The following is a 25,596-nucleotide window of genomic DNA, read 5'->3' as shown; positions in this document are numbered from 1 at the left end:
GGGTCATGCGCGTTCTGATTATCGAAGACGAGGAAAAAACCGCGGACTATCTGCACCGCGGTCTGACGGAACAGGGTTACACCGTGGATCTGGCCCGCGACGGCGTCGAGGGGCTGCATCTGGCGCTGGAAAGCGACTACGCGGTGATCGTCCTCGACGTCATGTTGCCGGGCCTCGATGGCTTCGGCGTGCTGCGCGCATTGCGTGCGCGCAAGCAGACCCCAGTGATCATGCTCACCGCCCGCGAGCGCGTCGAAGACCGCATCAAAGGCCTGCGCGACGGCGCCGACGATTACCTCGGCAAACCGTTTTCCTTCCTTGAACTGGTCGCGCGCCTGCAAGCGCTGACCCGGCGCAGCGGCGGCCACGAACCGGTGCAAGTGAGCATCGCCGACCTGTGGATAGATCTGATCAGCCGCAAGGCGACCCGCGCCGGCACGCGCCTGGACCTGACCGCCAAAGAGTTCTCGCTGCTCAGCGTTCTCGCCCGCCGCCAAGGTGAAATCCTTTCGAAAACCGCCATCGCCGAGATGGTCTGGGACATCAATTTCGACAGCGATGCCAACGTCGTCGAAGTCGCGATCAAACGTCTGCGCGCCAAGCTCGACGGGCCGTTCGACGAGAAACTGCTGCACACCATTCGCGGCATGGGTTATGTGCTGGAGAGCCGTGGTGTCCAGTAATTCGATTGCCCTGCGCCTGAGCGGGATGTTCACGCTGGTGGCGCTGCTGGTGTTTCTGTTGATCGGCGGCGCGTTGTATCAGCAGGTCGACAAAGGCCTGGGATTGCTCCCGGAAGCCGAGCTGGATGCGCGCTACAGCGTGCTCGAATCGGCGCTCAATCGCTTCGGTACACCGGAGCACTGGGTGAAGATCAACGCCAAGTTGAAGCTGCTCGGCGAAGAAGACAAACGTATTAGTTTCTGGGTGGTGAGTGGCGATCCGGGTTACGAATACGGTCAGCCCGATGCGGCGATTCGCGCGTTCGCCCAAGGGCCGCTAGGCATGCATGACCTGCAGTTGCCCGACCATCCTTATCCGCTGAAAGTGTTGCTGACCGAGTTGCCGGCCAAGGATCAGCGGCCGCCGCTGCGGTTCATGATCGGCATTGATACCGAGACTTTCCATGAAACTCAGCACAACCTGTTGATCGCGCTCATCGGGCTGGCGATTGTCGGTGTACTGATGGCTTCGGCGCTGGGTTATTGGGTCGCGCGGATTGGTTTGAAGCCGTTGATCAAACTGTCCCATGAGGCTCAACGACTGGCGCCACCGCTCAGAGCCGGGCGCTTGCGTTTGTCGCCTTTGCCACCGGAGCTGGAGCAGTTTGTCGACTCGTTCAACTCGACGCTGGAACGGGTCGAGCAGGCCTACTCGCGGCTGGAATCGTTCAACGCCGACGTCGCCCATGAACTGCGTTCACCGCTGACCAATTTGATTGGCCAGACGCAAGTGGCGCTGACCCGTGGGCGCTCTGCCGAACACTATTTCGAAGTGCTGCAATCCAATCTTGAAGAGCTGGAACGGCTGCGTTCGATCATCAATGACATGCTGTTTCTGGCCAGTGCCGATCAGGGCAACAAGGCGACCAAACTGACCTCGACGTCGCTGGCAGATGAGGTGGCGACGACGCTGGAGTATCTGGATTTCATCCTTGAAGATGCGCAGGTTGAAGTGCAGGTCAGCGGTGATGCACTGGTGCAGATCGAGGTCGCGCATTTGCGCCGGGCGTTGATCAATCTGTTGAGCAATGCGGTGCAGCACACCGGCGCGGGTCAGGTGATTGAGGTGCGCATCGAGGTTGAGGAACATCAGGTGAGTATCGGCGTGGCCAACCCCGGTTCGCCGATTGCCAGTGAGCATTTGCCACGGCTGTTCGAGCGCTTTTATCGGGTCGATGCGTCGCGCAGTAACAGTGGCAATAACCATGGGTTGGGGCTGGCGATCGTCAAGGCGATTGCGCTGATGCATGGTGGGGATGTGTTTGTGCGCAGTGATCGGGGGATGAATACTTTCGGGATTTATTTGCCGGTTTGAAAAGCCCCTCACCCTAACCCTCTCCCGGAGGGAGAGGGGACTGACCGTGGTGTTCTTTCGAAGTACGCCGACCTGAAAGCTCGAGTCGAACTCAGGCTTTGAAAAGCCCCCTATCGGCTCCCTTTCCCCCTCGCCCCCCTGGGGGAAATGGGACTGAGCGAGTTGTTCTCTCGAAGTACGCCGACCTGAAATATCCAGTCGAACTCGGATTCTGAAAAGCCCCGGATCTGCTCCCTTTCCCCCTCGCCCCCTTGGGGGAGAGGGCTGGGCTGAGGGGGTTGCCCTTGGCCGCGCCGCGATCTTCGACTTTTACCTCCCGCGCAACAGTCATTTATGAAAATCACGCTGTTTCCCAACGCCCGGCAACCTTATCTTTGCCCGCACCAAACAGCACTCGCCAAGCGAGAAGGTTTTCAAGATGTCCAACAGTATGGGTATTGCCAGCGCTTTCGTTTTGTCCTCATTGATCCTGTCGCCGATGGCGATGGCTGAAGAATCGCAGTCGTTCGTGGCGCACAATGTCGCTCGCGCTCAGGCCTTCGATCAGCATCAGGCCGAAGTGATGGCCAAGGCTCAGGACGCCTCGCAAGCCCCGCAGGCTGCCACTTCCCAGACTCAAGCAAGCGAGAAAGACAGCTGAGGCGCGCTTCGCGCCAACGTTTCCCTCGACGCGGTTGTTTGGCTCTTCCCGTTCAACCGTCGTCATTCCAGGCCGCTGCCTTTCAGCGGCCTTTTTTCGTTGTGGTCTGAAAGCCGTTTGGTTCGTCTGTAACAACAAGAAACATCGAGCGCCTCAAAATATAGAGGCGCCAGTTGACCCAAGGAGCTCCATTGCACGTGCGTTACCCAGTCCGCTTCACCCCGCTGTTCATTGCAATTGCCGCAACGATTGCCCCTGCCGCCCACGCCGACGAGCCTGCCAAAGAAGGCTTTGTCGAGGGTTCGAGCCTCAACCTCAACGCCCGCAACTACTACATGAATCGCAACCGCTTGCAGAAAGCGGACGACAACATCGAGTGGGGCCAAGGCTTTCTTGGGGTGTTCAAATCGGGTTACACCGAAGGCACGGTCGGTTTCGGCATTGACGCCCACGCCATGCTCGGGTTGAAGCTGGATGGCGGTGGCGGCACGGACGGGTCGAGCATCCTGCCGGTCCGAGAGAATGGCGGCAAAGCACCGGGAGCGTTCTCCACGGCGGGCGGCACGTTGAAAATGCGTGCGTTCGATACCGAATTGAAGGCCGGAGACCTGTTCCTCACCAACCCGGTCATCGCTGGCGGTGAAACGCGCATGCTGCCGCAGACTTTCCGTGGTGTGAGCCTGACCAACCACAGCCTCGACGGCTGGCTGATCGAAGGCGGCCAGGCCAGTTTCACCAAGCCGTACAACCAAAGCGGTCACACGCGCATCGGCACTTCCTACGGCACCCTTGCCGACGGCGATGAGAGCCAGCACCTGAACTGGGCCGGCGTGGCGTGGAGCGGTGTCGAAGGCCTGACCAGCAGTCTTTATGCCTCCGAGCTGAAGGACATCTGGAACCAGTACTACTACGACCTGGATTACACCTGGCAGTTGAACGATCTGGTCAGCCTCAACCCTGGCCTGCATTTCTATCACACGCAAGACACCGGTGATGCGCTGCTGGGCAACATCGACAACAACACCTACAGCCTGCATTTCACCGTTGGCGTCGGTAATCACAGCGTTACCGCCGCGTATCAGCGGGTCAACGGCAACACGCCGTTCGACTACATCAGCCAGGGTGACAGCGTTTATCTGGATAACTCGCAACAGTACTCCGACTTCAACGGTCCGAACGAGCGCTCGTGGAAGCTCAAGTACGCCTATGACTTCGCCGGTGTCGGCGTGCCGGGTCTGACCTCGTCTGTGTCCTACTCGCGCGGCACTGTCGACCTGACCAAAGTTGACCCCGACAGCAAAGGTTATTCCAACTGGTACAGCGCCGATGGCCGCAACGCCAAGCATTGGGAACGCGATCTCGACTTGAAGTACGTGGTGCAGAGCGGTCAGGCCAAGGATCTGGCGGTGCACCTGCAATGGGCGACCAACCGTGGCGGCAACGGTTACGGCGTGATTGATTCGGATACAGATGAATACCGCGTGATCATCGACTACCCGATCAACGTCTTCTAAGATCGGCGCCACAGCACAGTCTTGAAGTCCAGGCTCGCTCCCACATTAGGAATGGTTTCTGGCTTCGGCTGTGGTGTTTGGCCTACTACGCTTATAAGACCTTCCCCCAACCGACAGCCCAATCATGATCGCGAGCCGTACCCCACCCGTTGCGGGCAAGACCGGACGCCCCGAGCTGCTGCTGATCTGCGGCAGTTTGCTGACAGTGATCGCGATTCTGTGCATCGTCACGTTCCTGCTGATCCGCGAGCACGCCAATGCTCGGGAATCGGCGACCCGCAGTGCCACCACCATTGCGCAACTGATCGACGCCGATGTGCTGCGCACCGTCGAGCTGTACGACTTGACCCTGCAAGGCCTGATCGCCGCCGCCCAGCGCGATGACCTGCAAGATGTCTCACCGCAGATCCGCCATCTGGCGCTGTTCGACCGCTCGACCACGGCACGCTTCAAGGGCGACATTCTGTTGCTCGACAAACACGGGAATGTGATTGCCGATTCTTCGCGAATCGAGCCAAAACCGGGTAATTTTGCCGACCGCGATTACTTCCTCGCCCACGCCTTCAATCGCGACATCGGCATGTTCATCAGCCGTCCGTTCAAGACCCGTTGCGACTGCGACGAGGCCAATCAGTGGCGAATCAGTTTCAGTCGCCGGATCTCCTCGCAAACCGGTGAGTTCGCTGGTGTGGCCGTGGCGTCGATGAAACTCGACTACTTCGACCAATTGTTCAACAGCCTCGACATTGGCAAAGACAGCACGCTGAACATCATCAACAGTGACGGCGTCCTGCTCGCACAGAAGCCTTATCTGCAAAGTGATTCCATCGGCAAAAGCTTCGGCAACCGGCCGAATGTCGTGCGCATCCTCGGCGACAAGGACGGCAGCGGCAGTTTCACCAGCACCTCGAGCATGGATCATCAGCAGCGCCTCTATACCTATTCGCGGGTTGGCAATTTGCCGTTGACGGTGATGGTTGCGCTGTCCAGCGATCAAGTGTTCGGCACCTGGCGGCGCACCGCGATTCTGATCAGCGGTGCCACGGGCGTGTTGTGCGTGGGTCTGTTGTGGCTGACCTGGCTGTTGGCCCGCGAATTACGCTTGCGCCAGCGTGCCGAGCGCGAGCTGGCGCAACTGGCTGCTACCGATGCGCTGACGGGCGTGGCCAATCGGCGAATGCTCGATCAGGCACTGCGTCATGAGTGGTTCCGCGCCCAGCGCTCGGGCAAACCGATGTCGGTGATGATGATTGATGCTGATCACTTCAAGGCATTCAATGATCGACATGGGCATCAGGCCGGGGATCAGGCGTTGAAGACGCTGGCCAAGGTCATCACGGACAATGTGCGGCGACCGGCGGATCTGGTCGCGCGTTATGGCGGTGAAGAGTTTTCGGTGATTCTCGCCGAGACCGACGGTCATGGCGCGCAGCAGATTGCCGAGCATATTCGTCAGGCGGTGGAGCAATTGCCATTGGTCGATGGGGCTGAGCGGCCGATGACCGTGAGTATTGGCATCGCGACATGGACGGCGGCGAGCGAGATGACGCTGGAGCAGTTGCTGTTTGCGGCGGACAAGGCGTTGTATCAGGCCAAGGAAGGTGGGCGTAACCGGGTGGTGGTGGCTGCCTGATAGATGTATTGGCTTCACCGGCCCTATCGCTGGCAAGCCAGCTCCCACAGGGATTTGTGATGTGCTGCAGATTTGTGATTCACAAAGAAACCTGTGGGAGCTGGCTTGCCAGCGATAGGGCCAGATCAGGCACTAGAGAAATTGCAGGCATAAAAAAAGGCCATCCGAGGATGGCCTTCAAAAAACTAGAGAGGTTTTTTACTTACACCGCCGCAACCGGGCGCATGTAAGAGATTGGTGCGGTGCTGGCGTCTTCGAACGTCACCACTTCCCAAGCATCTGTCTGCTCAATCAACTTGCGCAGCAGCTGGTTGTTCAGTGCATGACCGGACTTGAAGCCTTTGAACTCACCAATCAGGCTGTTACCCAGCAGGTACAGGTCGCCAATGGCATCGAGGATCTTGTGCTTCACGAATTCGTCTTCATAGCGAAGGCCGTCTTCGTTCAACACGCCATCGGCATCGACCACGATTGCGTTTTCAACGCTGCCGCCGAGTGCGAGGTTGTGCTTGCGCAGGTACTCGATATCACTCATGAAACCAAAGGTACGGGCGCGGCTGACTTCTTTTACGAACGAAGTGCTGGAAAAATCCACGCTTGCACTTTGGGTGCGGTCCCGGAATACCGGGTGATCGAAATCGATCTCGAAGCTCACCTTGAACCCTTCGAAAGGGACGAAAGTGGCGCGCTTGTCGCCGTCTTCCACTGTCACTTCACGCAGGATGCGGATGAATTTCTTGGCGGCGTCCTGTTCTTCCAGGCCTGCCGATTGAATCAGGAATACGAAGGGTCCAGCGCTGCCATCCATGATCGGGACTTCGGACGCGGAGAGCTCGACGTAGGCGTTATCGATGCCCAGGCCAGCCATGGCCGAGAGCAAGTGCTCTACCGTGTCCACTTTCACGTCGCCGTTGATCAGCGTCGTCGACATAGTGGTTTCACCGACGTTTTCCGCGCGGGCAGGAATCTGCACCACAGGGTCGAGGTCAGCGCGACAAAACACAATGCCAGTGTCGACAGGCGCAGGCTTGAGGGTCAGATAGACCTTCTCACCGGAGTGCAGGCCTACACCTGTGGCACGGATAATATTTTTCAGTGTGCGTTGTTTAATCATGGCTTGGGCCGCTTCAGCGCAAATTGCGAACTGGTATCAACAAAGGCTGGCGATGATAGCAGACCATGCCTTTGCTGAACACCAATCACCTTCATAGCCCTGATACATTCCATCAATCGGCCTGACGACGCAGGAACGCCGGGATGTCCAGGTAGTCCAGATCATCTTGCGGATTCATCTTCGCGGCAGCCGCAGCACCGGCCTGAGCCTGGTTGCGCATGACGGTCGGACGGTCCAGATCACGGTAGTTCACCGCTGGCGCTTCCTGACGGGCCGCAGCCGGTTGTTGCACCTGGGCAGAAGCCATGGAGGTGTGAACGGTGTTGTCGATGACCTTTACAGGCTTCTCGATTTTCGCGCCCAGACCGGTGGCAACCACAGTCACGTGCAGTTCGTCGCGCATGTCCGGATCGATAACGGTACCGACCTTGACCATCGCGTGCTCGGAAGCGAAGGCTTCGATGATGCTACCCACGTCGGAGTACTCACCCAGGGACAGGTCAGGACCGGCGGTGATGTTCACCAGGATGCCGCGTGCGCCTTGCAGGTTCACGTCTTCCAGCAGCGGGTTGCGGATGGCCGCTTCAGTGGCTTCACGTGCACGGTTCGGACCGCTGGCGCAGCCAGTGCCCATCATCGCCATGCCCATTTCGCTCATTACGGTACGCACGTCGGCGAAGTCGACGTTGATCATGCCCGGACGCTTGATGATGTCGGAGATACCGCGAACGGCACCGGCCAGTACATCGTCAGCCTTGGCGAAAGCCGACAGCAAGCTGGCGTCTTTACCGAGGATGGTCAGCAGCTTCTCGTTAGGGATGGTGATCAACGAGTCGACGCTTTCCGAAAGCATGCGGATGCCTTCATCGGCGATCTGCATACGCTTGCGGCCTTCGAACGGGAACGGACGCGTTACTACCGCAACGGTCAGAATGCCCATTTCCTTGGCCACTTCGGCGATGATCGGCGCAGCACCGGTACCGGTACCGCCGCCCATGCCAGTGGTGATGAACACCATGTTGGTGCCCTGCAGGACTTCGGCAATGCGCTCACGGTCTTCGAGAGCGGCCTGACGACCTACTTCAGGGTTGGCGCCGGCGCCCAGACCTTTGGTCACGCCCGTGCCCAGTTGCAGAATGGTGCGCGCGCCGATGTTTTTCAGCGCTTGAGCATCAGTGTTGGCGCAGATGAACTCAACGCCTTCGATGTTGCTCTTGACCATGTGATTGACAGCGTTGCCGCCGCCACCGCCAACACCGATAACTTTGATTACCGGGCTTGCGGGGATGTTGTCTACGAGTTCGAACATTTTCCCTCTCCTTACATTCTCTAGTTTTTTCGCCTACTGCATTTTTGTTGCGGTGTTGCGGTAAAGCTTTAGAAGTTGCCTTGAACCCACTTCTTCAATCGGTCCAGCAACGGCGCCTGTGGCTCTTCGTTGCTGTAGCTGTCGCGGCTGCCGATGCCGGAGAACGAAACCCCGTCGGACTGCTTTTGCAGGCCGTACATCAACAAACCAACGCCAGTGGAATAAATCGGGTTGCGCACCACGTCATCCAGACCTTTCACGCCATGCGGTACGCCGAGGCGGACCGGCATGTGGAAGATTTCTTCGGCCAGTTCAGTGGCGCCTTCCATCTTCGACGTACCGCCGGTGAGGACGATGCCGGCCGGGATCAGGTCTTCGTAGCCGCTGCGACGCAGCTCGGCCTGGATCAGGGTGAACAGTTCGTCGTAACGCGGCTCGACCACTTCGGCCAGGGCCTGACGCGACAGTTCGCGCGGTGGACGATCGCCAACACTCGGCACCTTGATGGTTTCACCGGCACCGGCCAGTTTGGCCAGGGCGCAGGCGTAGCGGATCTTGATCTCTTCGGCGTACTGGGTCGGGGTGCGCAACGCCATGGCGATGTCGTTGGTCACCTGATCACCGGCAATCGGGATCACTGCGGTGTGGCGGATCGCGCCTTCAGTAAAGATCGCGATGTCAGTGGTGCCGCCGCCGATGTCGACCAGGCACACGCCGAGTTCTTTCTCGTCGTCGGTCAGCACCGAGTAGGCCGAGGCCAGTTGCTCGAGAATGATGTCGTCGATTTCCAGACCGCAGCGACGCACGCATTTTTCAATGTTTTGTGCAGCGTTGACGGCGCAGGTGACCACGTGAACCTTGGCTTCCAGACGCACGCCGGACATGCCCAGAGGCTCGCGTACGCCTTCCTGGTTATCGATCACGTAATCCTGCGGCAAGGTGTGCAGCACGCGCTGGTCAGCCGGGATAGCTACAGCCTGAGCGGCGTCGAGCACGCGCTCAAGGTCAGCCGAGCTGACTTCACGATCACGGATCGCGACGATGCCGTGGGAGTTCAGGCTGCGGATGTGATTGCCCGCCACGCCGACGAACGCCGAGTGAATGCGGCAGCCCGCCATCAGTTGGGCCTCTTCGATCGCGCGCTGGATCGATTGCACGGTGGACTCAATGTTGACCACCACGCCCTTCTTCAGGCCACGGGACGGATGGGTACCGATCCCGACGATTTCCAGCGAGCCGTCGTCGGAGACCTCGCCGACCAGCGCCACCACCTTGGAGGTGCCGATATCGAGACCGACGATCATTTTGCCGCTTTGCACGTTTGCCATGGGTCCTGCCTCTTCTTAATTCTTTGCGACAGCGGGTTGGGCTGTCGTCGGCGCTACTGGTTCCCGCCAGCCAACAGCGAGGCCGTTGGCGTAGCGCAGATCGATGCGCGCAATGTTCGTAATCTGGTCTTTAAGCGTCTTGTCATAGATGGCGATAAAGCGGCGCATCTTTTCCACCAGGTTGCCGCGTCCCAGCAGCAACTCGATGCCGGGGCCGGAACTGCCGGCACCGGTGGTCAGGAACCAACTCCCGCGTTCACGCAATTCCAGGCGCGCAATCGAGAAGCCCAACGGCCGCAGCATCTGGCTCAGCACCTGATACTGCTGCATGACTTGCTGCTGAGCCCGTTGTGGGCCGAACAGCTGTGGCAGGTGTTCGTAATTCGCCAGTTCCTTGGGCGTAAACGCCTGGCCCTGGTTGTTCAGCAACGACTCGTCGCCCCAACGCGCCACCGGCAATTGTTCTTCGAGGCGGATCACCACCTGGTCCGGCCACACACGACGGACTTCGGCGTGGGCGATCCACGGCATCTGCTCAAGCTCGGTGCGCATACCGGCCAGGTCGATGGTGAAGAAGCTCGACGCCACATACGGGGCGATCCGCTGCTGCACCGCTTGCTGGCTGATGTAGCTCAGGTCGCCCTGCACGGCGATCTTGGTGATCGGCCGGTCGGCGTACGGCAGCAAACGCGTCGCGCCTTCGTAAGTGCCAAAGCCCAGCACCACCAACAGCACCGGCCAGAACAGACTTTTCAGAAAGCTGAAATTGGCTTTCGGCAGGCGCGCGGACATCGGCTCTTTCGCCACCATTCGGCTGGCACCCCGTGGCACCGGCTTGCGGCCGGGTGCGGGAGGCTGATGTCGGAGCTGAGCGCCTTGCATCGTCTTAACCTCGAGCGTCTTCAACACTGGCGGCCAGAATGGCCAGAACCAGTTGCTGGAAATCCAGGCCAGCCGCACGGGCCGCCATCGGCACCAGACTGTGATCGGTCATGCCCGGTGCGGTGTTCACTTCCAGGAACCAGAACTGCCCGTCGGCGTCCTGCATCACGTCCGCCCTGCCCCAGCCGGCAATACCCAGCGCCTCACAGGCCTTGGCCGTGAGATCCATGAGTTCTTGCTCCTTGACGGCATCCAGCCCGCATGGAATGCGGTACTGGGTATCGTTGGCGATGTACTTGGCGTCGTAGTCGTAGAACGTGTGCGGTGTACCCAGGGCAATAGGAGGCAACACCTGGTCACGCAGGGTGGCGATGGTGAACTCCGGACCTTGAATCCATTGCTCAACCAAGACTTGCGAATCGTAGGTACTGGCCGCTTTCCATGCGTCGATCAACTCGGACGCAGAACTCACTTTGGCCATCCCGATACTTGAACCTTCATGCGCCGGTTTGACGATCAAAGGGAAGCCCAGTTCCGTCGCCGCCGAAATACAATCGGCTTCGCTGCACAGCACGGCGTGACGTGGCGTCGGAATGCCGAGGCTGTGCCAGACCTGCTTGGTGCGCAGTTTGTCCATCGCCAGTGCCGAGGCCAGAATGCCGCTGCCGGTGTACGGAATGCCCGCCACTTCGAGCAGGCCCTGCATGGAGCCGTCTTCACCGCCACGGCCGTGAAGAATGATGAAGGCGCGGTCGATCTTTTCGCTGAGCAGACGTTGCAGAATGTCGTCGCCAACGTCGATGCCGAACGCGTCCACGCCAGCACTTTGCAGCGCTTCAAGTACGGCGTTACCGGATTTCAGCGAAACCTCACGCTCGGCACTCAGCCCGCCGAAGAGCACGGCGACGCGGCCGAAGTCTTTTGGCGCGATGGTGGAGAACAGGTTGGCGTAGGCAGCAGTCATTTCAACTTCCCCTCGACCGACGCCGCCACGGCGCCAGCGAACAATTCACTTTTCAACAGCTTCGGCGCGAGACCGCCGATATCACCGGCGCCCTGGCACAGCAGGATGTCGCCGGCACGCAGCAGCGGCTTGACCAGCGGCGCCAGATCGACGCCACGCTCGATGTAGATCGGGTCGAGCTGACCGCGCTGGCGGATGCTGTTGCACAGCTTGCGGCTGTCAGCGCCCGGGATCGGCTCTTCGCCGGCCGGATAAACTTCCATCAGCAGCAGCACGTTGGCGTCGGCCAGTACATTGACGAAGTCGTCGTACAGGTCGCGGGTGCGGCTGTAACGGTGCGGCTGATACACCATCACCAGACGGCGCTCCGGCCAGCCACCGCGCACGGCTTTGATCACCGCGGCGACTTCGGTCGGGTGGTGACCGTAGTCGTCGACCAGCATCACGTTGCCGCCGTCCACCGGCAGTTCGCCGTAGACCTGGAAGCGTCGGCCCACGCCCTGGAAGCCCGAAAGGCCCTGAACGATGGCTTCATCGCTGACGCCTTCGTCGGTGGCGATGCAAATGGTCGCCAGCGAGTTGAGGACGTTGTGGTTACCGGGCATGTTCACCGACACGTCCAGCGGTTCACGATCCGGGCGCAGCACGGTGAAGAACGTCTGCATGCCTTGCTGGCGAATATTGATCGCGCGCACGTCAGCGTCTTCGCTGAAGCCGTAGGTCACGGTCGGACGTTTCACCAGCGGCAGGATTTCGCGCACCACCGGATCGTCCAGGCACATCACTGCCAAGCCGTAGAACGGCAGGTTGTGCAGGAACTCGACGAAGGTTTTCTTCAGTTTGTTGAAGTCACCGTCGTAGGTCGCCATGTGGTCGGCGTCGATGTTGGTGACCACGGCCACCAGCGGTTGCAGATGCAGAAAACTCGCATCGCTTTCATCGGCTTCGGCGATCAGGTAACGGCTGGTGCCGAGCTGGGCATTGGTGCCCGCGGCATTCAGACGACCACCGATGACGAACGTCGGGTCCAGACCACCCGCAGCGAACACCGAAGCGATCAGGCTGGTGGTGGTGGTTTTGCCGTGCGTACCGGCGACAGCGATGCCGTGGCGATAGCGCATCAGTTCCGCAAGCATTTCGGCACGCGGTACAACCGGAATGCGGCGCTCAAGCGCAGTCGCGACTTCCGGGTTCGAGGTATTTACCGCGCTAGACACCACCAGCACATCGGCGGTCGCAGCGTTCTCGGCACGGTGGCCAATGAAAATCTGCGCGCCGAACGATTCCAGACGCTCGGTCACCGGCGAAGCTTTCAGGTCGGAACCGGACACTTGGTAGCCCAGGTTCAACAACACTTCGGCAATACCGCACATGCCCACGCCGCCGATGCCGACGAAGTGGATGCGACGGATGCGGCGCATTTCCGGTTGCGGCATGGCTTTCTGATTCTCAACCATGGGCCACCTCCAGACAGGTATCGACCACGCTACGGGTGGCATCGGGTTTCGCCAGACGGCGGGCCGCTTGGGCCATATCTTCGAGTCGTTGCGGTTGCATCAAGACCTCTGTCAGGCGCGCGGCAAGGTCCGCGGCACCAGTCGTTCTTTGCGGCATCAGGAAGGCAGCGCCTTCGCGGGCCAAATAATCGGCGTTGCGGGTCTGGTGATCGTCGATCGCGTGGGGCAAAGGCACCAGCATCGAGGGCAGACCGGCGGCAGCCAGCTCACTGATGGTCAACGCGCCTGCACGGCACACCACCAGGTCAGCCCAGCCATAGGCCTGGGCCATGTCTTTGATGAACGGCTGCACCTGCGCTTCCACGCCGGCGGCGCGGTAACGCTCTGCAGTCACTTCATCGTGGTTTTTGCCAGCCTGATGAAACACTTCCGGGCGCAAATCGGCAGCGACTTGGGCCAGGGCTTCAGGCAGCAACTTGTTCAACGGCTCTGCACCCAGGCTTCCGCCGAGGATCAGCAAACGCGCTTTGCGACCGGCCAGGGCAGGTCGCGATGTATCGAGGAACAGCTCGCTGCGCACCGGGTTTCCGGTGGTACGGCGGGTGTCCGACAGAGTAAAGGTGTCGGGGAACGCTTCACACACCCGGGCGGCGAACGGCACCAGCAACCGATTGGCGGTGCCGGCCACGGCGTTCTGCTCGTGAACGATCACCGGCACACCGGCCAGTTTCGCGGCGAGGCCACCGGGACCGGTCACATAACCACCGAAGCCGACCACACACACCGGCTTCAAGCGACGAATGATCGCCCGCGCCTGCCACACCGATTTGAGCAGCATGAACGGCGCCTTGAGCAGCGACAGCTTGCCCTTGCCGCGCAGGCCGGTAGCGTTGATGCGGTGCAGTTCAAGACCTGCCGCCGGCACCAGTTCATTCTCGATGCCGCGTGGCGTGCCGAGCCAGTGCACGGTGTAGCCGCGCGCCTGAAACTCGCGGGCACAGGCCAGCGCCGGGAATACGTGGCCGCCGGTGCCGCCGGCCATGATCAATACGTTAGCGCCCATGATTCGGCTCCTCGGCGAAGTCGCTCTCATGGAACTCCATCTCTTCACTGCCCAGATGGGTTCGACTCTCCCACTCGATCCTCAGCAACAAGCCGAGACAGGCACAGCAGATCACCAACGAGCTGCCGCCATAACTGAGGAACGGCAGGGTCAGACCCTTGGTTGGCAGCAGGCCGACGTTCACACCGATGTTGATCAGGAACTGACCAATCCACAGGAACGACAGACCGTAAGCCACATACGCGGCAAAGAACTGCTTGGCTTTCTCCGCCCACAAGCCGATGTACATGCCGCGAATACACACGAACACGAACAGCGCGACGGTGCATAGCGAACCCACGGCGCCGAGCTCTTCAGCCAGTACCGAGAACACGAAGTCAGTGTGCGCTTCCGGCAGGTAGAACTGCTTCTGCACGCTGTTGCCCAGACCGACGCCCAGCCATTCACCGCGACCGAAGGCGATCAGGGCTTGCGACAACTGATAGCCGGCGCCGAACTGGTCAGCCCACGGGTCGGCGAAGTTGGTCAGACGCGCCATACGATATGGCTGCATCTGAATCAGCAAGACCACGGCCCCGACCGCCAACACCACCATCAGCGAGAAGCGGAACAGTCCGACCCCGCCGAGGAACAGCATGGCCGCCGCAGCACCCATCATTACTACGGTGGCCCCGAAGTCCGGTTCCATCAGCAACAGACCGGCCATCGGCAGCAGCACGATGAACGGCTTGAAGAAGCCCATCCAGCTTTCACGCACCTCTTTCTGGCGACGTACCAGATAACCGGCGAGGTAGATCACCACGAACACTTTGGCGATTTCCGACGGCTGCACGTTGAAGAAGCTGAAACCGATCCAGCGCATCGAACCGTTCACTTCGCGACCGATGCCGGGAATGATCACCATCACCAGCAAGCCGAACGCACCGATCAGCATCAGCCAGCCGAGACGTTGCCAGGTGGCGATCGGAATCATCATGGTGACGATGCACGCGCCCAGACCCAGCACCACATAAATAAGGTGGCGAATCATGTAATACAGCGGACTGCCCGACTGCGCGGCTGCCACTTCGGTGGACGCCGAGGCGATCATGATCAAACCGAGACCGAGCAGCGCCAGGCAACCGGCGAGCATCGGGAAATCGAGGTCGATACCGCGCCCGGTGATGATCGGCGACGGATACGGTTTGATGATATTGCGCAGGCTCATGCCAGATCCTCCACAGCGCGGACGAACTGGTGACCACGGTCTTCGTAATTCTTGAACATGTCGAAACTGGCACAGGCCGGCGACAGCAGCACGACGTCACCCGGCCGGGCGGCGGCGCGGCATTGCGCAACGGCGTCGACCAGTGAGGTCGCGCGAATCAATGGCACGGCGTCGCCGATGGCCTCGCCGATCTTGTCGGAGTCGCGGCCCATCAGGATCACGGCGCGGCAGTTGGCCGCCACCGGATCACGCAGATCGTTGAATTCGGCACCCTTGCCATCACCACCGGCGATCAGGATGACCTTACCGTTGATGTCCGTGCCGAGGCCTTCGATGGCCGCCAGTGCGGCGCCAACGTTGGTCGCTTTGGAATCGTTGTAATACGCCACGCCATCGAGATCACGCACCCACTGGCAGCGATGTTCGAGGCCGGCGAAGGTGCGCAGCGCCGAGAGCATGGCGTCGAACGGCAAGCCCACGGCGTGACCGAGCGCCAGCGCCGCGAGGGCGTTGGACTGGTTGTGTGCACCGCGAATCTTCAATTCACGCACTGGCATCAGATTCTGGAATTCGAAGGCCAGGTACTTCTCGCCATCTTCTTCGCGGATACCGAATGCCTTGAAATCCGGTTTGCTCAGACCGAAGGTCCAGCACGGCTGGCCCTCACCCATCAACGGACGAGTCAGCGCATCCTGACGGTTGACCACGAACTGCTTGGCACCACGGAAAATCCGGTGCTTGGCCAAGTGGTACGCCGGTAGACCGCTGTAGCGATCCATGTGGTCTTCGCTGATGTTCAGCACGGTGGCCACTTCGGCATTGAGCTGGTCGGTGGTTTCCAGTTGGAAACTCGACAGTTCCATCACGTACAGCTCGACGTCGTCGCTGAGCAGATCCAGCGCCGGAGTGCCAAGGTTGCCGCCGACGGCGACGCGCTTGCCGGCCGCAGCCGCCATCTCGCCAACCAGAGTGGTGACGGTGCTTTTCGCGTTGGAACCGCTGATGGCCACGATCGGCGCCCGCGCGTTACGCGCGAACAGCTCGATGTCGCCGGACAGTTTCACGCCACGGGCCGCAGCGGCTTGCAGGGCCGGGGTCGCCAGCGCCAGGCCGGGGCTCACGTAGAGCTCGTCGGCACGGCACAGGAATTCGACGTCCAGCTCGCCACAACGCACTTCCACGTGCGGATAGTCACGCTTGAGCGTGGCCAGTTCCGGTGGATTTTCCCGCGTGTCCGCCACGGCAAACGACGTGCCCCGGTTCGCCAGAAAGCGAACCAGGGACATGCCGCTCTTGCCGAGGCCGACAACGATGCGGAAGTGGTCAGAAGCGATCAGAGACACTCGTTCTACCTCAGCTTCAGGGTGGCAAGGCCGATCAGCACGAGAATCACGGTGATGATCCAGAAACGGACGATCACGCGCGGCTCGGGCCAGCCCTTGAGTTCAAAATGGTGGTGGATCGGTGCCATGCGGAACACACGGCGACCGGTCAGCTTAAAGGACGCAACCTGAATGACGACTGACAGGGTTTCCATCACGAACACGCCGCCCATGATGAACAGGACGATTTCCTGACGGACGATCACCGCGATGGTGCCCAGCGCCGCGCCGAGTGCCAGGGCACCGACGTCGCCCATGAACACTTGCGCCGGATAGGTGTTGAACCACAGGAAGCCGAGACCGGCACCGATCAGCGCGCCGCAGAACACGATTAGTTCGCCCGCGCCCGGCACGTAAGGGATCAACAGGTATTCAGCAAATTTCACGTTACCCGACAGGTAGCAGAAGATGCCGAGGCCACCACCGACCATCACGGTCGGCATGATTGCCAGGCCATCGAGGCCGTCAGTCAGGTTGACCGCGTTGCTCGAGCCGACGATCACAAAGTAGGTCAGCACGATGAAACCGAGGCCCAGCGGAATGCTGTAGTCCTTGAGCATCGGCAGAATCAGCGTGGTTTCCACCGGGGTGGACGCAGTCATATAAAGGAAGATCGCCGCGCCGAGGCCAAACACCGACTGCCAGAAATACTTCCAGCGGCTCGGCAGACCACGCGAGTTCTTCTCGATGACTTTGCGGTAATCGTCGACCCAGCCGATGGCGCCGAACAACAGAGTCACCAACAAAACAGTCCAGACGTAACGGTTGCTCAGGTCAGCCCAAAGCAGAGTGCTGACGCCGATCGAAGACAGAATCAGTGCGCCGCCCATGGTCGGTGTACCCGACTTGGACAGGTGCGATTGCGGGCCATCATTACGAACGGACTGACCGATCTGACGGTTCTGCAAAGTGCGGATCATCCACGGGCCATAGCACAGCGACAAAACCAGCGCGGTCAGCACACCGAGAATCCCGCGCAGGGTCAGGTACTGAAAGACCGCGAAGCCTTTGTAGAACTGTTGCAGATACTCCGCTAGCAGCAGCAGCATTAATGTTTCTCCAGACTGGACCCGCACAGAGCCGCAACGATGTTTTCCATCGCTGCACTGCGCGAACCCTTGATCAAAATGGTGGTGTTTGTGTCCTGCTCGGCGTCGAGGGCCTGAATCAGTTCGGCTTGCGTGCCGAAGTGATGCGCCTGTTCACCGAAAGCGTTTACGGCGTGAACCATGTTTGGCCCGACTGCGTAAAGCGCGGAAACCTTGCCCCGGGCGTACTCGCCCACGTCGCGGTGCCCCTGCTCCGCCCAATCGCCCAACTCGCCGATATCTCCGAGCACCAGGACGGTGCGGCCGGAAAAGCCGGCGAGTATATCAACGGCCGCGCACATCGAGGTGGGGTTTGCGTTGTAAGTGTCATCGATCACGCGCATACCGTTTTTCGCCAGTTGCGCGACGGTGCGACCCTTGACCGGTTGCACGGCGCCAAGCCCGGTGGCGATGCCGAACAGCGACACGCCCAAGGCGTGAGCGGCAGCGGCGGCGGCCATGGAGTTGGCGACGTTATGCGTGCCGAGCAGGTTCAGTTGAACGCGCTCGACACCTTCAGGTGTGTGCAGATTGAAGGCCGGGCAACCACGGGCATCGGTGCTCAGATCGCTGGCGTAAAAGTCCGCGTGCGTGTTGCTCAAGGCAAAAGTCAGCACTTTGCGCGCGCCCGCACGGGTCTTCCAGATACCGAAGGCCTTGTCATCGAGATTGAGCACGGCGACGCCGTCGGCCGCCAGCCCGTCGATGATTTCGCCTTTGGCTTCGACGATTTTTTCCGGCCCGCCAAACTCACCGACGTGCGCGGTGCCGGCGTTATTCAGGATCGCCACGTGCGGCTTGGTCAGGCCGACGGTATAAGCGATTTCACCCAGACGCGAGGCGCCCAGTTCGATCACCGCCGAAGTGTGTTCCGGGGCCAGTTCGAGCAGGGTCAGCGGTGCGCCGAGGTCGTTGTTCAGATTGCCACGGGTCGCCAGTACCGGACCGCGCGTGCGCAGGATGCTCGCGAGCATTTCCTTCACCGTGGTCTTGCCGCTGGAACCGGTGATCGCTGCGACTGGCTGAGTGAACGCGGCACGGTTCAGCGCGCCCAACTGGCCGAGGGCCTGACGGGTGTCTTTGACCAGCAGTTGCGGCAGCGTGCTGTCGGCGACTTCACGCTCGACCAGCGCAGCCACGGCGCCTTTGGCGGCGACATCGTTCAAATAGTCATGACCGTCGAAACGCGGACCGGTCAACGCAATAAACAGTTGCCCAGGCTGGATCGCGCGACTGTCGATGCTGACGCCGTCGAAACTGGCATCAGCAGCGATCAAACGCGCATCGAGTGCGTTGGTCAGTTCGCTGAGTTTCAAGGCCTTAAGCATGGGCCACCTCCCACGCCGTCAGGGCGTGATCAGCCTCGACCAGATCGGAGAAAGCGTGGCGCTCGCCGTTGATTTCCTGATAGTCCTCGTGACCTTTACCGGCCAGAACAATCACGTCATCCGCCGAAGCGCCGGCAATCAGTTGCGCAATCGCCTGACCACGGCCAGCGACGAAGGTGACTTTATCCACAGCCGTGAAACCGGCGCGGATGTCATCGAAAATCACTGCCGGATCTTCAGTACGCGGGTTGTCGTCGGTGACCAGCACCTGATCGGCCAGACGCTCGACCACTTCAGCCATCAACGGACGCTTGCCGCGATCACGGTCACCGCCGCAGCCGAACAGGCACAGCAGTTGACCTTTGACGTGCGGGCGCAATGCAGTGAGGACTTTTTCCAGCGCATCCGGGGTGTGGGCGTAATCGACCACCACCAAAGGCTGCGTACCGCCACCCAGACGCTGCATGCGCCCGGCCGGGCCTTCGAGCTTCGGCAGTACTTTGAGAATTTCGTCGAGCGCGTAATCCAGACCGAGCAAGGCACCGACCGCAGCCAATACGTTGCTCAGGTTGAACCGGCCGAGCAACGTGCTGCGCAGATGATGTTCGCCCTGCGGCGTCACCAGTGTGGCGCGCACGCCGTGGTCATCGAACTGCGCTTCGCGGCAATATAGATAGGCGCTGCTGTCGAGCAGGCTGTAGGTGATCAGGCGCGATTCGCGTTTTTCAGCGGCCAGTTGCCGGCCGAAATCGTCGTCGAGGTTGACCACGCGGCACTTCAGATCATTCCAGGCGAACAGCTTGGCCTTGGCCTCGGCGTACGCCTGCATGGTGCCGTGATAGTCCAGGTGGTCGCGGGACAGGTTGGTCATCACCGCGACGTCGAACGCCAGCGCAGTGACGCGGCCCTGATCCAGACCGTGGGACGAGACTTCCATGGCCACGGCTTTGGCGCCGGCCTTTTTCAGGTCGCCCAACGTTGCTTGCACGGCGATCGGATTCGGCGTGGTGTGCAGACCGCTTTGCAGTGCGCCATAGAAGCCGGAACCCAAGGTCCCAACGATGCCGCAATGCTGACCGAGCAGATCCAGCGCCTGCGCAACCAATTGGGTCACGCTGGTTTTGCCGTTGGTGCCGGTCACGCCGATCAAGTTCAGGTGATGACTTGGCTCACCGTAAAAACGCCCGGCGATGTCCGACAGCTGCGCCGCCAGACCTTTGACCGGAATCAGCGGCACGTCGGTGATCGGCAGCACGGTGGCACCTTCAACTTCATACGCTACAGCCGCCGCGCCGCGTTGCAAGGCATCGGCGATGTGCGCACGGCCATCGAATTTGCCGCCGGGCACGGCGAGGAACAAATCGCCCGCGCGTACGTTGCGGCTGTCCAGCGCCAATTCACGGATCAACAGATCGTGGCCGGCGTGGGGGAATATCTTGTTCAGACTTAATGACATCAGCCGCGCCCTCCATTGGCTTTCAGCGGAACGACCGGGGTAGCGTTGGCTTGTTGCGTCGTCGGCAGGTTGTCCGGTGTTACGTTCATCAGACGCAGGGTGCCGGACATCACACGGCTGAACACCGGCGCGGAAACCAGACCACCGAAGTAGCCGGCCTTGCTCGGTTCATCGATCACCACAACGATCGCGTAACGCGGATCGCTCATCGGACCGAAACCGGCGAACAGCGAGCGGTAAGAGTTTTCCGCATAGCCCTTGGTGCCCACCGAGGTCTTACGCGCAGTACCCGACTTGCCCGCCACGTGATACGCCGGCACCTGCGCACGGAACACGCCGCGCGGCGCTTCGATCACCTGAGTAAGCATGCCTTGCAGGGTTTTCGCGACGGCTTCCGGCAGCACCTGCGTGGTCTGCGGCGGCTTGTCGGTTTTGATCAGCGTCAGCGGCGCGAGACGACCGTTGTTGGCCAGCGCCGAGAACGCGTGCACCAACTGAATCGCGGTCACGGAAATACCGTAGCCGTAAGACAAGGTTGCGGTTTCAGCCTTGCGCCAATCGCGGTAGTTCGGCAGGTTGCCGACACGTTCGCCCGGGAAGCCAAGGCCGGTGTCCTGGCCGAGGCCGACTTTCTGCGCGAGGCGGAAAATCGTTTCGCCGCCGATATCGAACGCGACCTTACTCATGCCGACGTTACTGGAATTGATCAGAATGCCGGTCAGGTCGAGCACCGGACCTTCGCTCTTGGAAACGTCCTTGATGGTGTACTTGCCGATCTGCAGGGAGCCCGGATACACCTCGACGGTGTCGCTCGGTTTCCAGCGACCGGTTTCGATCGCGGCGGCCATCGAGATGGCTTTCATGGTCGAACCCGGTTCGAACACGTCGATCATCGCGCGATTACGCATCATTGCCGGTTGCAGATTACGGCGGTTGTTCGGGTTGTAGGTCGGCTGGTTGACCATGGCCAGAATCTCACCGGTCTTGACGTCCATGATCACCAGACTGCCGGCCTTGGCGCCGTTCTCGATGATCGCGTTACGCAGCTCGCGGTTGGCCAGATATTGCAGGCGCAGGTCAATGGACAACGCCAAGGGCTTGCCGGCCTTGGCGTTTTTGGTGACCTGGACATCCTTGATCAGCCGTCCGCGCCGATCCTTGATGACCTGTCGTTTGCCCGGCACCCCGGCGAGCCATTCGTCATAAGCCAGTTCGACACCTTCGCGACCGTGGTCGTCGATGTCGGTAAACCCGACCATGTGTGCGGTGACTTCACCGGCCGGATAGAACCGGCGGAATTCTTCGATGCCATAAACGCCCGGCACTTTCAGGTCGAGCACAGCCTGGCCTTGCTCGGGGGTCAGCCCGCGCACCAGATAAATGAATTCTTTGTTGGCCTGGGCTTCGAGGCGTTCAGTCAGGGCTTTCGGGTCCTGACCCAGCGCGGCGGCGAGTGCCGGCCACTTCTCTTTCGCCGTTTGCATTTCCTTGGCGTTGGCCCACAGCGTGGTCACCGGAGTACTCACGGCCAAAGGCTCGCCGTTACGGTCGGTGATCAGACCACGGTGAGCAGGAATCGGAATGTGACGCAGGCTGCGCGCATCGCCCTGACCTTTGAGGAAGTCACGGTCAACCACTTGCAGGTCGATGATGCGCCAGCAGATCGCCGCGACCATGATGCCAAGCAGCGCCACCATCAGGCGGAAGCGCCATGGGAACAGTGCGCCTTCGAGTTTCATCATGGCGCCACCATCTTCACGTCAGCCGCGCCGGGGATGTGCATTTTCAATTGTTCGGTGGCCAGCACTTCGATGCGGCTGTGCGCGGTCCAGGTGCTCTGCTCAAGAATCAGACGGCCCCACTCGGCCTGCGCCTTGTCGCGCACGCTGAGTTCGTTGTAAAGGGTGTTGAGCAACTGCCGGTTCCAGTGCGCGCTGTACGACACGGCGATGGCCGACACGAGCACGCCGATAAACAGCAGCAGCATCAGAAAGCTGCCGCCGGGCAGTGGCTTGGCGAAAAGCTTGCTCACCGCAACTTCTCCGCGACGCGCATGACGGCGCTACGGGAACGTGGGTTGGCTTTGAGTTCGGCGTCGGAGGCCGTCTGCGCTTTGCCATGGATTTTGATTTTCGGTTCGAACGCGACATGGCGAACCGGCAGGTTGCGCGGCAGGTTGTCGGCTTCGCCTTTCACCAGCTTGCGCATGAACAGTTTGACGATGCGGTCTTCCAGCGAGTGGAAGCTGATCACGACCAGACGGCCGCCAACTTCCAGAGCGTCCAGTGCGGCTTCGAGGCCGGCTTCCAGATCACCCAGTTCGTTGTTGACGTGAATGCGCAAACCCTGGAATGCACGGGTGGCCGGGTTCTTGCCCTTTTCCCACGCCGGGTTGGCGACTTTCAACACTTCAGCCAGATCGGCGGTGCGCTCGAACGGCTTGATATCGCGACGTTCGGCGACCGCGCGAGCCATGCGACCGGAGAATCGCTCTTCGCCGTATTCCTTGAACACCCGGGCGATTTCCTCAGCCGGTGCGGTGTTGACAAACTCGGCAGCGCTGATGCCACGGGACGGGTCCATGCGCATGTCGAGCGGGCCGTCGTTGAGGAAACTGAAGCCGCGCTCGGCGTCGTCGAGCTGCGGCGAAGACACGCCGAGGTCGAGCAGAATACCGCTGACCTTGCCGCTCAGACCCTGTTCGGCAACCACCGAACCGAGCTCGGCAAAGCTGCGCTGCACAACGACAAAGCGGCCGTCTTCGGCCGCTAGCGTTTGCCCGGTGGCAATCGCTTGTGGATCTTTGTCGAATCCGATGAGCCGACCGTCCGTGCCGAGCTGGCTGAGGATCAGCCGGCTGTGGCCGCCGCGCCCGAACGTGCCGTCCAGATAGCAGCCATCAGGACGTACGGCGAGAGCCTCGACGGCTTCGTCAAGCAGTACGGTGATGTGGTTAAAGCCGCTATCAATAGTCACAGGATCAAATCACGCAGTTCATCAGGCATCGCGCCCGGTTGTTGAATGGCAGCAAGGTCAGCGGCAGATACCGCGTTCCATGCATCCTCGTCCCACAATTGGAACTTGTTCAGTTGGCCTACCAGCATCGCGCGCTTATCCAACTTGGCGTATTCGCGCAGACGCGGTGGAACCAGAAAACGACCACTGCCATCGAGCTCGAGGTCGACGGCGTTGCCAATCAATAAACGCTGCAAGCGACGGTTCTCTTCGCGAAGCGAAGGGAGTGCGCGCAACTTGGTTTCAATAATTTCCCACTCGTCGAGCGGATAGACACACAGACACGGATCAACGGCATCAATGGTCACGATCAATTGGCCGGAACTGCGCGAATCGAGCTCGTCACGGTACCGGCTCGGCATAGCGAGACGGCCCTTTGCGTCGAGACTGATAGCGTTAGCTCCGCGAAACACGTCTGCGCTTCTCCAATTTTTATCGTTTTGAGCTCAAAAAACCCACTTCATGCCACTTTCCGCCACTTGCGCACACTATAGGAATGCGCCCACCACACCGTCAAGGCGCGGATTAAAGGAAAACCCTTACAGAACGGAGATTTAGGAGCATAAAAGGAGGAGTAACGACAATCTGGCGCAGACTTTTGACCCATAACCTGATGCAGCACTGATAGCTGCGCTCGAAAGTTAAAGTAATTTGTTAAGAGTAAGATTTTTTCGGTATTACAAAAGCGCTTCTGCTGTTGATTGAAGCAAGGTGGGAAATGGCTATTACTGCGTTTGCCGCTGCCGAACTTTCAGCCCAGGCATGCTGATATTACACAGCCCTGTTGCCATTGATTCAAGCAGGGAAAGAAAAAGGTGGAGAGTCGATCTGTAAGCCGGGTTCTGTCTTGAACAGTCATTCGTCTACGATGGCCATCACTGGACATCTTTAGCAACCTACCCGGTCCCAGCGCGGGCCACGCCTTGGGACCCTATTTGGTCTTGCTCCAAGTGGGGTTTACCTAGCCACGAACTGTTGCCAGACGTGCGGTGCGCTCTTACCGCACCTTTTCACCCTTACCGGCGCCGAAGCGCTTAGGCGGTTATTTTCTGTGGCACTTTCCGTAGGCTCACGCCTCCCAGGCATTACCTGGCACTTCGCCCTATGGAGCCCGGACTTTCCTCCCCCCCCTAATTTTCATAGAGGGCAGCGACTGTCCGATCGACTCTCCGCCGCGAAGGTTAACGGCAGAGCGCCCGAAGAACAAGCGCTAAAAGCCTCAAGACCGCTATGGGCGACGGCTTACACGCCTTTCTGTTTATCCAGCGCGACCTGATACAACACGTTTTTGCGCTCGCCGGTGATCTGCGCTGCCAGCGCGGCGGCACGCTTGAGCGGCATTTCTTCGAGGAGCAGATCGAGGATGCGCATCGCTTCGCTACTCACTGCGTCTTCAGACTCCGGCGCGGTCCAGCCGGCGACCAGCACCACGCATTCGCCGCGTTGCTGATTGCTGTCGGATTCGACGAATGCACGCAACTCAGCCAATGGCAGACCTTTAAGCGTTTCAAAGGTTTTGGTGATTTCACGAGCGAGCAATGCCTGACGCTCTCCACCAAACACTGCTTCCATATCCTGCAGACATTCAAGAATGCGGTGCGGAGCTTCGTAAAAGATCAGCGTGCGCGGCTCTTCTTTAACGGCTTCCAGTCGCGCCTTGCGCCCGACCGACTTGGCCGGCAGAAAACCTTCAAAGATAAAACGATCGGATGGCAGCCCCGCCGCCGACAGCGCGGCGATAAGCGCACAAGCACCCGGCACCGGCACCACATTGATTCCGGCTGCGCGAGCCTGACGCACCAAGTGATAACCCGGATCGGAAATCAGCGGCGTCCCGGCATCGGAAATCAGCGCGACGTTGTCACCGGCCAGCAAGCGGGTAATAAAGCGGCTACCTTCATCTCGTTCATTGTGTTCGTGACACGCAGCCAGCGGCGTGCCGATCCCGAAGTGCTGCATGAGGCGCGCCGAGTGACGGGTATCCTCGGCGGCGATCAAGGCGACTTCACGGAGGATCTTCAATGCCCGGGCGCTGATGTCGTCCAGGTTGCCGATGGGCGTCGCCACCACATAAAGCGAGCCAGCAGCGGAATTCAGGGAACCTGGAGCAGTCAAAGCGCACACCTCGTGATCGGTAAAAGCGGCCATTGTAGCGCGACACGAGGCTTGCGACGCGCCT

The 25,596-nt window shown here is 60.3% G+C and carries 22 protein-coding genes and 1 other RNA gene; 5 read left to right on the top strand and 18 right to left on the bottom strand.

Going from position 1 to position 25,596, the window contains the following annotated elements:
* Positions 1 to 5 precede the first annotated feature (5 nt).
* The 5 genes from ACM6JQ_RS01630 (at position 6) to ACM6JQ_RS01610 (ending at position 5,824) form a co-directional block, all read left to right on the top strand.
* The gene (locus ACM6JQ_RS01630; protein WP_007916978.1) at positions 6 to 683 is read left to right on the top strand and encodes a heavy metal response regulator transcription factor; all 678 of its coding nucleotides are present in this window, start codon (positions 6 to 8) and stop codon (positions 681 to 683) included.
* Positions 673 to 2,037 carry a heavy metal sensor histidine kinase gene (locus tag ACM6JQ_RS01625; RefSeq protein ID WP_414893120.1) on the top strand — a complete coding sequence of 455 codons (1,365 nt, stop codon included), beginning with the start codon at positions 673 to 675 and terminating at the stop codon, positions 2,035 to 2,037. Before ACM6JQ_RS01630 ends, ACM6JQ_RS01625 begins: the two co-directional genes overlap by 11 nt.
* Positions 2,038 to 2,455: 418 nt before the next feature.
* The gene (locus ACM6JQ_RS01620; protein WP_007916980.1) at positions 2,456 to 2,677 is read left to right on the top strand and encodes a hypothetical protein; all 222 of its coding nucleotides are present in this window, start codon (positions 2,456 to 2,458) and stop codon (positions 2,675 to 2,677) included.
* 197 nt (positions 2,678 to 2,874) lie between these two features.
* Entirely contained in the window at positions 2,875 to 4,191 is a 1,317-nt protein-coding gene (locus tag ACM6JQ_RS01615) for an OprD family porin (RefSeq protein WP_414893119.1), read from the top strand.
* A 124-nt stretch (positions 4,192 to 4,315) separates the two neighbouring features.
* A complete protein-coding gene (locus ACM6JQ_RS01610) occupies positions 4,316 to 5,824 on the top strand; it encodes a sensor domain-containing diguanylate cyclase (protein WP_414893118.1) in 1,509 nt (502 codons plus the stop codon).
* A gap of 202 nt (positions 5,825 to 6,026) precedes the next feature.
* On the opposite strand, the gene lpxC is transcribed toward ACM6JQ_RS01610, so the two are convergent.
* From lpxC to rsmI, 18 genes are all read right to left on the bottom strand, one after another.
* Positions 6,027 to 6,938 (bottom strand): UDP-3-O-acyl-N-acetylglucosamine deacetylase, encoded by a 912-nt coding sequence (lpxC, locus tag ACM6JQ_RS01605; RefSeq protein ID WP_007916984.1) that lies wholly within the window; start codon positions 6,936 to 6,938, stop codon positions 6,027 to 6,029.
* A gap of 112 nt (positions 6,939 to 7,050) precedes the next feature.
* On the bottom strand, positions 7,051 to 8,247 hold the full coding sequence (gene ftsZ, locus ACM6JQ_RS01600) for a cell division protein FtsZ (RefSeq protein ID WP_007916986.1): 1,197 nt from the start codon (positions 8,245 to 8,247) through the stop codon (positions 7,051 to 7,053).
* Positions 8,248 to 8,315: 68 nt separating this feature from the next.
* Entirely contained in the window at positions 8,316 to 9,575 is a 1,260-nt protein-coding gene (gene ftsA, locus ACM6JQ_RS01595; protein WP_007916987.1) for a cell division protein FtsA, read from the bottom strand.
* Between the two features lie 15 nt (positions 9,576 to 9,590).
* A complete protein-coding gene (locus tag ACM6JQ_RS01590; RefSeq protein WP_007916989.1) occupies positions 9,591 to 10,457 on the bottom strand; it encodes a cell division protein FtsQ/DivIB in 867 nt (288 codons plus the stop codon).
* Between the two features lie 4 nt (positions 10,458 to 10,461).
* Positions 10,462 to 11,421, bottom strand: coding sequence for a D-alanine--D-alanine ligase (locus ACM6JQ_RS01585; RefSeq protein ID WP_007916991.1), 960 nt, complete (start codon positions 11,419 to 11,421; stop codon positions 10,462 to 10,464).
* Positions 11,418 to 12,878, bottom strand: a complete 1,461-nt coding sequence (gene murC, locus ACM6JQ_RS01580; protein WP_007916992.1) for a UDP-N-acetylmuramate--L-alanine ligase — start codon at positions 12,876 to 12,878, stop codon at positions 11,418 to 11,420. The genes ACM6JQ_RS01585 and murC overlap by 4 nt, the downstream gene beginning before the upstream one ends.
* On the bottom strand, positions 12,871 to 13,941 hold the full coding sequence (gene murG / locus ACM6JQ_RS01575; RefSeq protein ID WP_007916994.1) for an undecaprenyldiphospho-muramoylpentapeptide beta-N-acetylglucosaminyltransferase: 1,071 nt from the start codon (positions 13,939 to 13,941) through the stop codon (positions 12,871 to 12,873). The genes murC and murG overlap by 8 nt, the downstream gene beginning before the upstream one ends.
* Positions 13,931 to 15,148 (bottom strand): putative lipid II flippase FtsW, encoded by a 1,218-nt coding sequence (gene ftsW / locus ACM6JQ_RS01570; protein WP_007916996.1) that lies wholly within the window; start codon positions 15,146 to 15,148, stop codon positions 13,931 to 13,933. Before ftsW ends, murG begins: the two co-directional genes overlap by 11 nt.
* Positions 15,145 to 16,491: a UDP-N-acetylmuramoyl-L-alanine--D-glutamate ligase gene (gene murD / locus ACM6JQ_RS01565; RefSeq protein ID WP_095112409.1), complete on the bottom strand. Its 1,347-nt coding sequence runs from the start codon at positions 16,489 to 16,491 to the stop codon at positions 15,145 to 15,147. Before murD ends, ftsW begins: the two co-directional genes overlap by 4 nt.
* A 5-nt stretch (positions 16,492 to 16,496) precedes the next feature.
* The gene (gene mraY / locus ACM6JQ_RS01560; RefSeq protein ID WP_007917000.1) at positions 16,497 to 17,579 is read right to left on the bottom strand and encodes a phospho-N-acetylmuramoyl-pentapeptide-transferase; all 1,083 of its coding nucleotides are present in this window, start codon (positions 17,577 to 17,579) and stop codon (positions 16,497 to 16,499) included.
* Complete coding sequence (locus ACM6JQ_RS01555) at positions 17,579 to 18,946, bottom strand: UDP-N-acetylmuramoyl-tripeptide--D-alanyl-D-alanine ligase (RefSeq protein WP_414893117.1); 1,368 nt, start codon at positions 18,944 to 18,946, stop codon at positions 17,579 to 17,581. Before ACM6JQ_RS01555 ends, mraY begins: the two co-directional genes overlap by 1 nt.
* Positions 18,939 to 20,402: a UDP-N-acetylmuramoyl-L-alanyl-D-glutamate--2,6-diaminopimelate ligase gene (locus ACM6JQ_RS01550; protein WP_007917005.1), complete on the bottom strand. Its 1,464-nt coding sequence runs from the start codon at positions 20,400 to 20,402 to the stop codon at positions 18,939 to 18,941. The genes ACM6JQ_RS01555 and ACM6JQ_RS01550 overlap by 8 nt, the downstream gene beginning before the upstream one ends.
* A complete protein-coding gene (locus ACM6JQ_RS01545) occupies positions 20,402 to 22,141 on the bottom strand; it encodes a peptidoglycan D,D-transpeptidase FtsI family protein (RefSeq protein ID WP_174245137.1) in 1,740 nt (579 codons plus the stop codon). The genes ACM6JQ_RS01550 and ACM6JQ_RS01545 overlap by 1 nt, the downstream gene beginning before the upstream one ends.
* Positions 22,141 to 22,434 carry a cell division protein FtsL gene (gene ftsL / locus ACM6JQ_RS01540; RefSeq protein WP_007917008.1) on the bottom strand — a complete coding sequence of 98 codons (294 nt, stop codon included), beginning with the start codon at positions 22,432 to 22,434 and terminating at the stop codon, positions 22,141 to 22,143. Before ftsL ends, ACM6JQ_RS01545 begins: the two co-directional genes overlap by 1 nt.
* Positions 22,431 to 23,378: a 16S rRNA (cytosine(1402)-N(4))-methyltransferase RsmH gene (gene rsmH, locus ACM6JQ_RS01535; protein ID WP_163019685.1), complete on the bottom strand. Its 948-nt coding sequence runs from the start codon at positions 23,376 to 23,378 to the stop codon at positions 22,431 to 22,433. The genes ftsL and rsmH overlap by 4 nt, the downstream gene beginning before the upstream one ends.
* A complete protein-coding gene (mraZ, locus tag ACM6JQ_RS01530) occupies positions 23,375 to 23,830 on the bottom strand; it encodes a division/cell wall cluster transcriptional repressor MraZ (RefSeq protein WP_007917012.1) in 456 nt (151 codons plus the stop codon). Before mraZ ends, rsmH begins: the two co-directional genes overlap by 4 nt.
* Positions 23,831 to 24,232: 402 nt before the next feature.
* An RNA gene (gene rnpB, locus ACM6JQ_RS01525) (RNase P RNA component class A) lies at positions 24,233 to 24,586 on the bottom strand.
* 73 nt (positions 24,587 to 24,659) lie between these two features.
* Positions 24,660 to 25,565 carry a 16S rRNA (cytidine(1402)-2'-O)-methyltransferase gene (rsmI, locus tag ACM6JQ_RS01520; RefSeq protein ID WP_034156477.1) on the bottom strand — a complete coding sequence of 302 codons (906 nt, stop codon included), beginning with the start codon at positions 25,563 to 25,565 and terminating at the stop codon, positions 24,660 to 24,662.
* Positions 25,566 to 25,596 lie beyond the last annotated feature (31 nt).

The organism is Pseudomonas sp. IT-232MI5, from assembly GCF_949767845.1.
In the GTDB taxonomy this organism is placed as follows: Bacteria; Pseudomonadota; Gammaproteobacteria; order Pseudomonadales; family Pseudomonadaceae; genus Aquipseudomonas.
The sequence above is the reverse complement of the archived record's forward strand: the minus strand, read 5'-3'. Positions and strand labels throughout refer to the sequence as shown.

What these genes read in the sequence shown, in the direction of transcription:
- lpxC (WP_007916984.1), bottom strand. Translation starts at nt 6,938, where the DNA reads ATGATTAAACAACGCACACTGAAAAATATTATCCGTGCCACAGGTGTA.
- ftsZ (WP_007916986.1), bottom strand. Translation starts at nt 8,247, where the DNA reads ATGTTCGAACTCGTAGACAACATCCCCGCAAGCCCGGTAATCAAAGTT.
- ftsA (WP_007916987.1), bottom strand. Translation starts at nt 9,575, where the DNA reads ATGGCAAACGTGCAAAGCGGCAAAATGATCGTCGGTCTCGATATCGGC.
- ACM6JQ_RS01590 (WP_007916989.1), bottom strand. Translation starts at nt 10,457, where the DNA reads ATGCAAGGCGCTCAGCTCCGACATCAGCCTCCCGCACCCGGCCGCAAG.
- ACM6JQ_RS01555 (WP_414893117.1), bottom strand. Translation starts at nt 18,946, where the DNA reads ATGCTTAAGGCCTTGAAACTCAGCGAACTGACCAACGCACTCGATGCG.
- mraY (WP_007917000.1), bottom strand. Translation starts at nt 17,579, where the DNA reads ATGCTGCTGCTGCTAGCGGAGTATCTGCAACAGTTCTACAAAGGCTTC.
- ftsW (WP_007916996.1), bottom strand. Translation starts at nt 15,148, where the DNA reads ATGAGCCTGCGCAATATCATCAAACCGTATCCGTCGCCGATCATCACC.
- ACM6JQ_RS01620 (WP_007916980.1), top strand. Translation starts at nt 2,456, where the DNA reads ATGTCCAACAGTATGGGTATTGCCAGCGCTTTCGTTTTGTCCTCATTG.
- ACM6JQ_RS01545 (WP_174245137.1), bottom strand. Translation starts at nt 22,141, where the DNA reads ATGAAACTCGAAGGCGCACTGTTCCCATGGCGCTTCCGCCTGATGGTG.
- ACM6JQ_RS01630 (WP_007916978.1), top strand. Translation starts at nt 6, where the DNA reads ATGCGCGTTCTGATTATCGAAGACGAGGAAAAAACCGCGGACTATCTG.
- ACM6JQ_RS01550 (WP_007917005.1), bottom strand. Translation starts at nt 20,402, where the DNA reads ATGTCATTAAGTCTGAACAAGATATTCCCCCACGCCGGCCACGATCTG.
- ACM6JQ_RS01585 (WP_007916991.1), bottom strand. Translation starts at nt 11,421, where the DNA reads ATGACTGCTGCCTACGCCAACCTGTTCTCCACCATCGCGCCAAAAGAC.
- ACM6JQ_RS01610 (WP_414893118.1), top strand. Translation starts at nt 4,316, where the DNA reads ATGATCGCGAGCCGTACCCCACCCGTTGCGGGCAAGACCGGACGCCCC.
- murG (WP_007916994.1), bottom strand. Translation starts at nt 13,941, where the DNA reads ATGGGCGCTAACGTATTGATCATGGCCGGCGGCACCGGCGGCCACGTA.
- murC (WP_007916992.1), bottom strand. Translation starts at nt 12,878, where the DNA reads ATGGTTGAGAATCAGAAAGCCATGCCGCAACCGGAAATGCGCCGCATC.
- rsmI (WP_034156477.1), bottom strand. Translation starts at nt 25,565, where the DNA reads ATGGCCGCTTTTACCGATCACGAGGTGTGCGCTTTGACTGCTCCAGGT.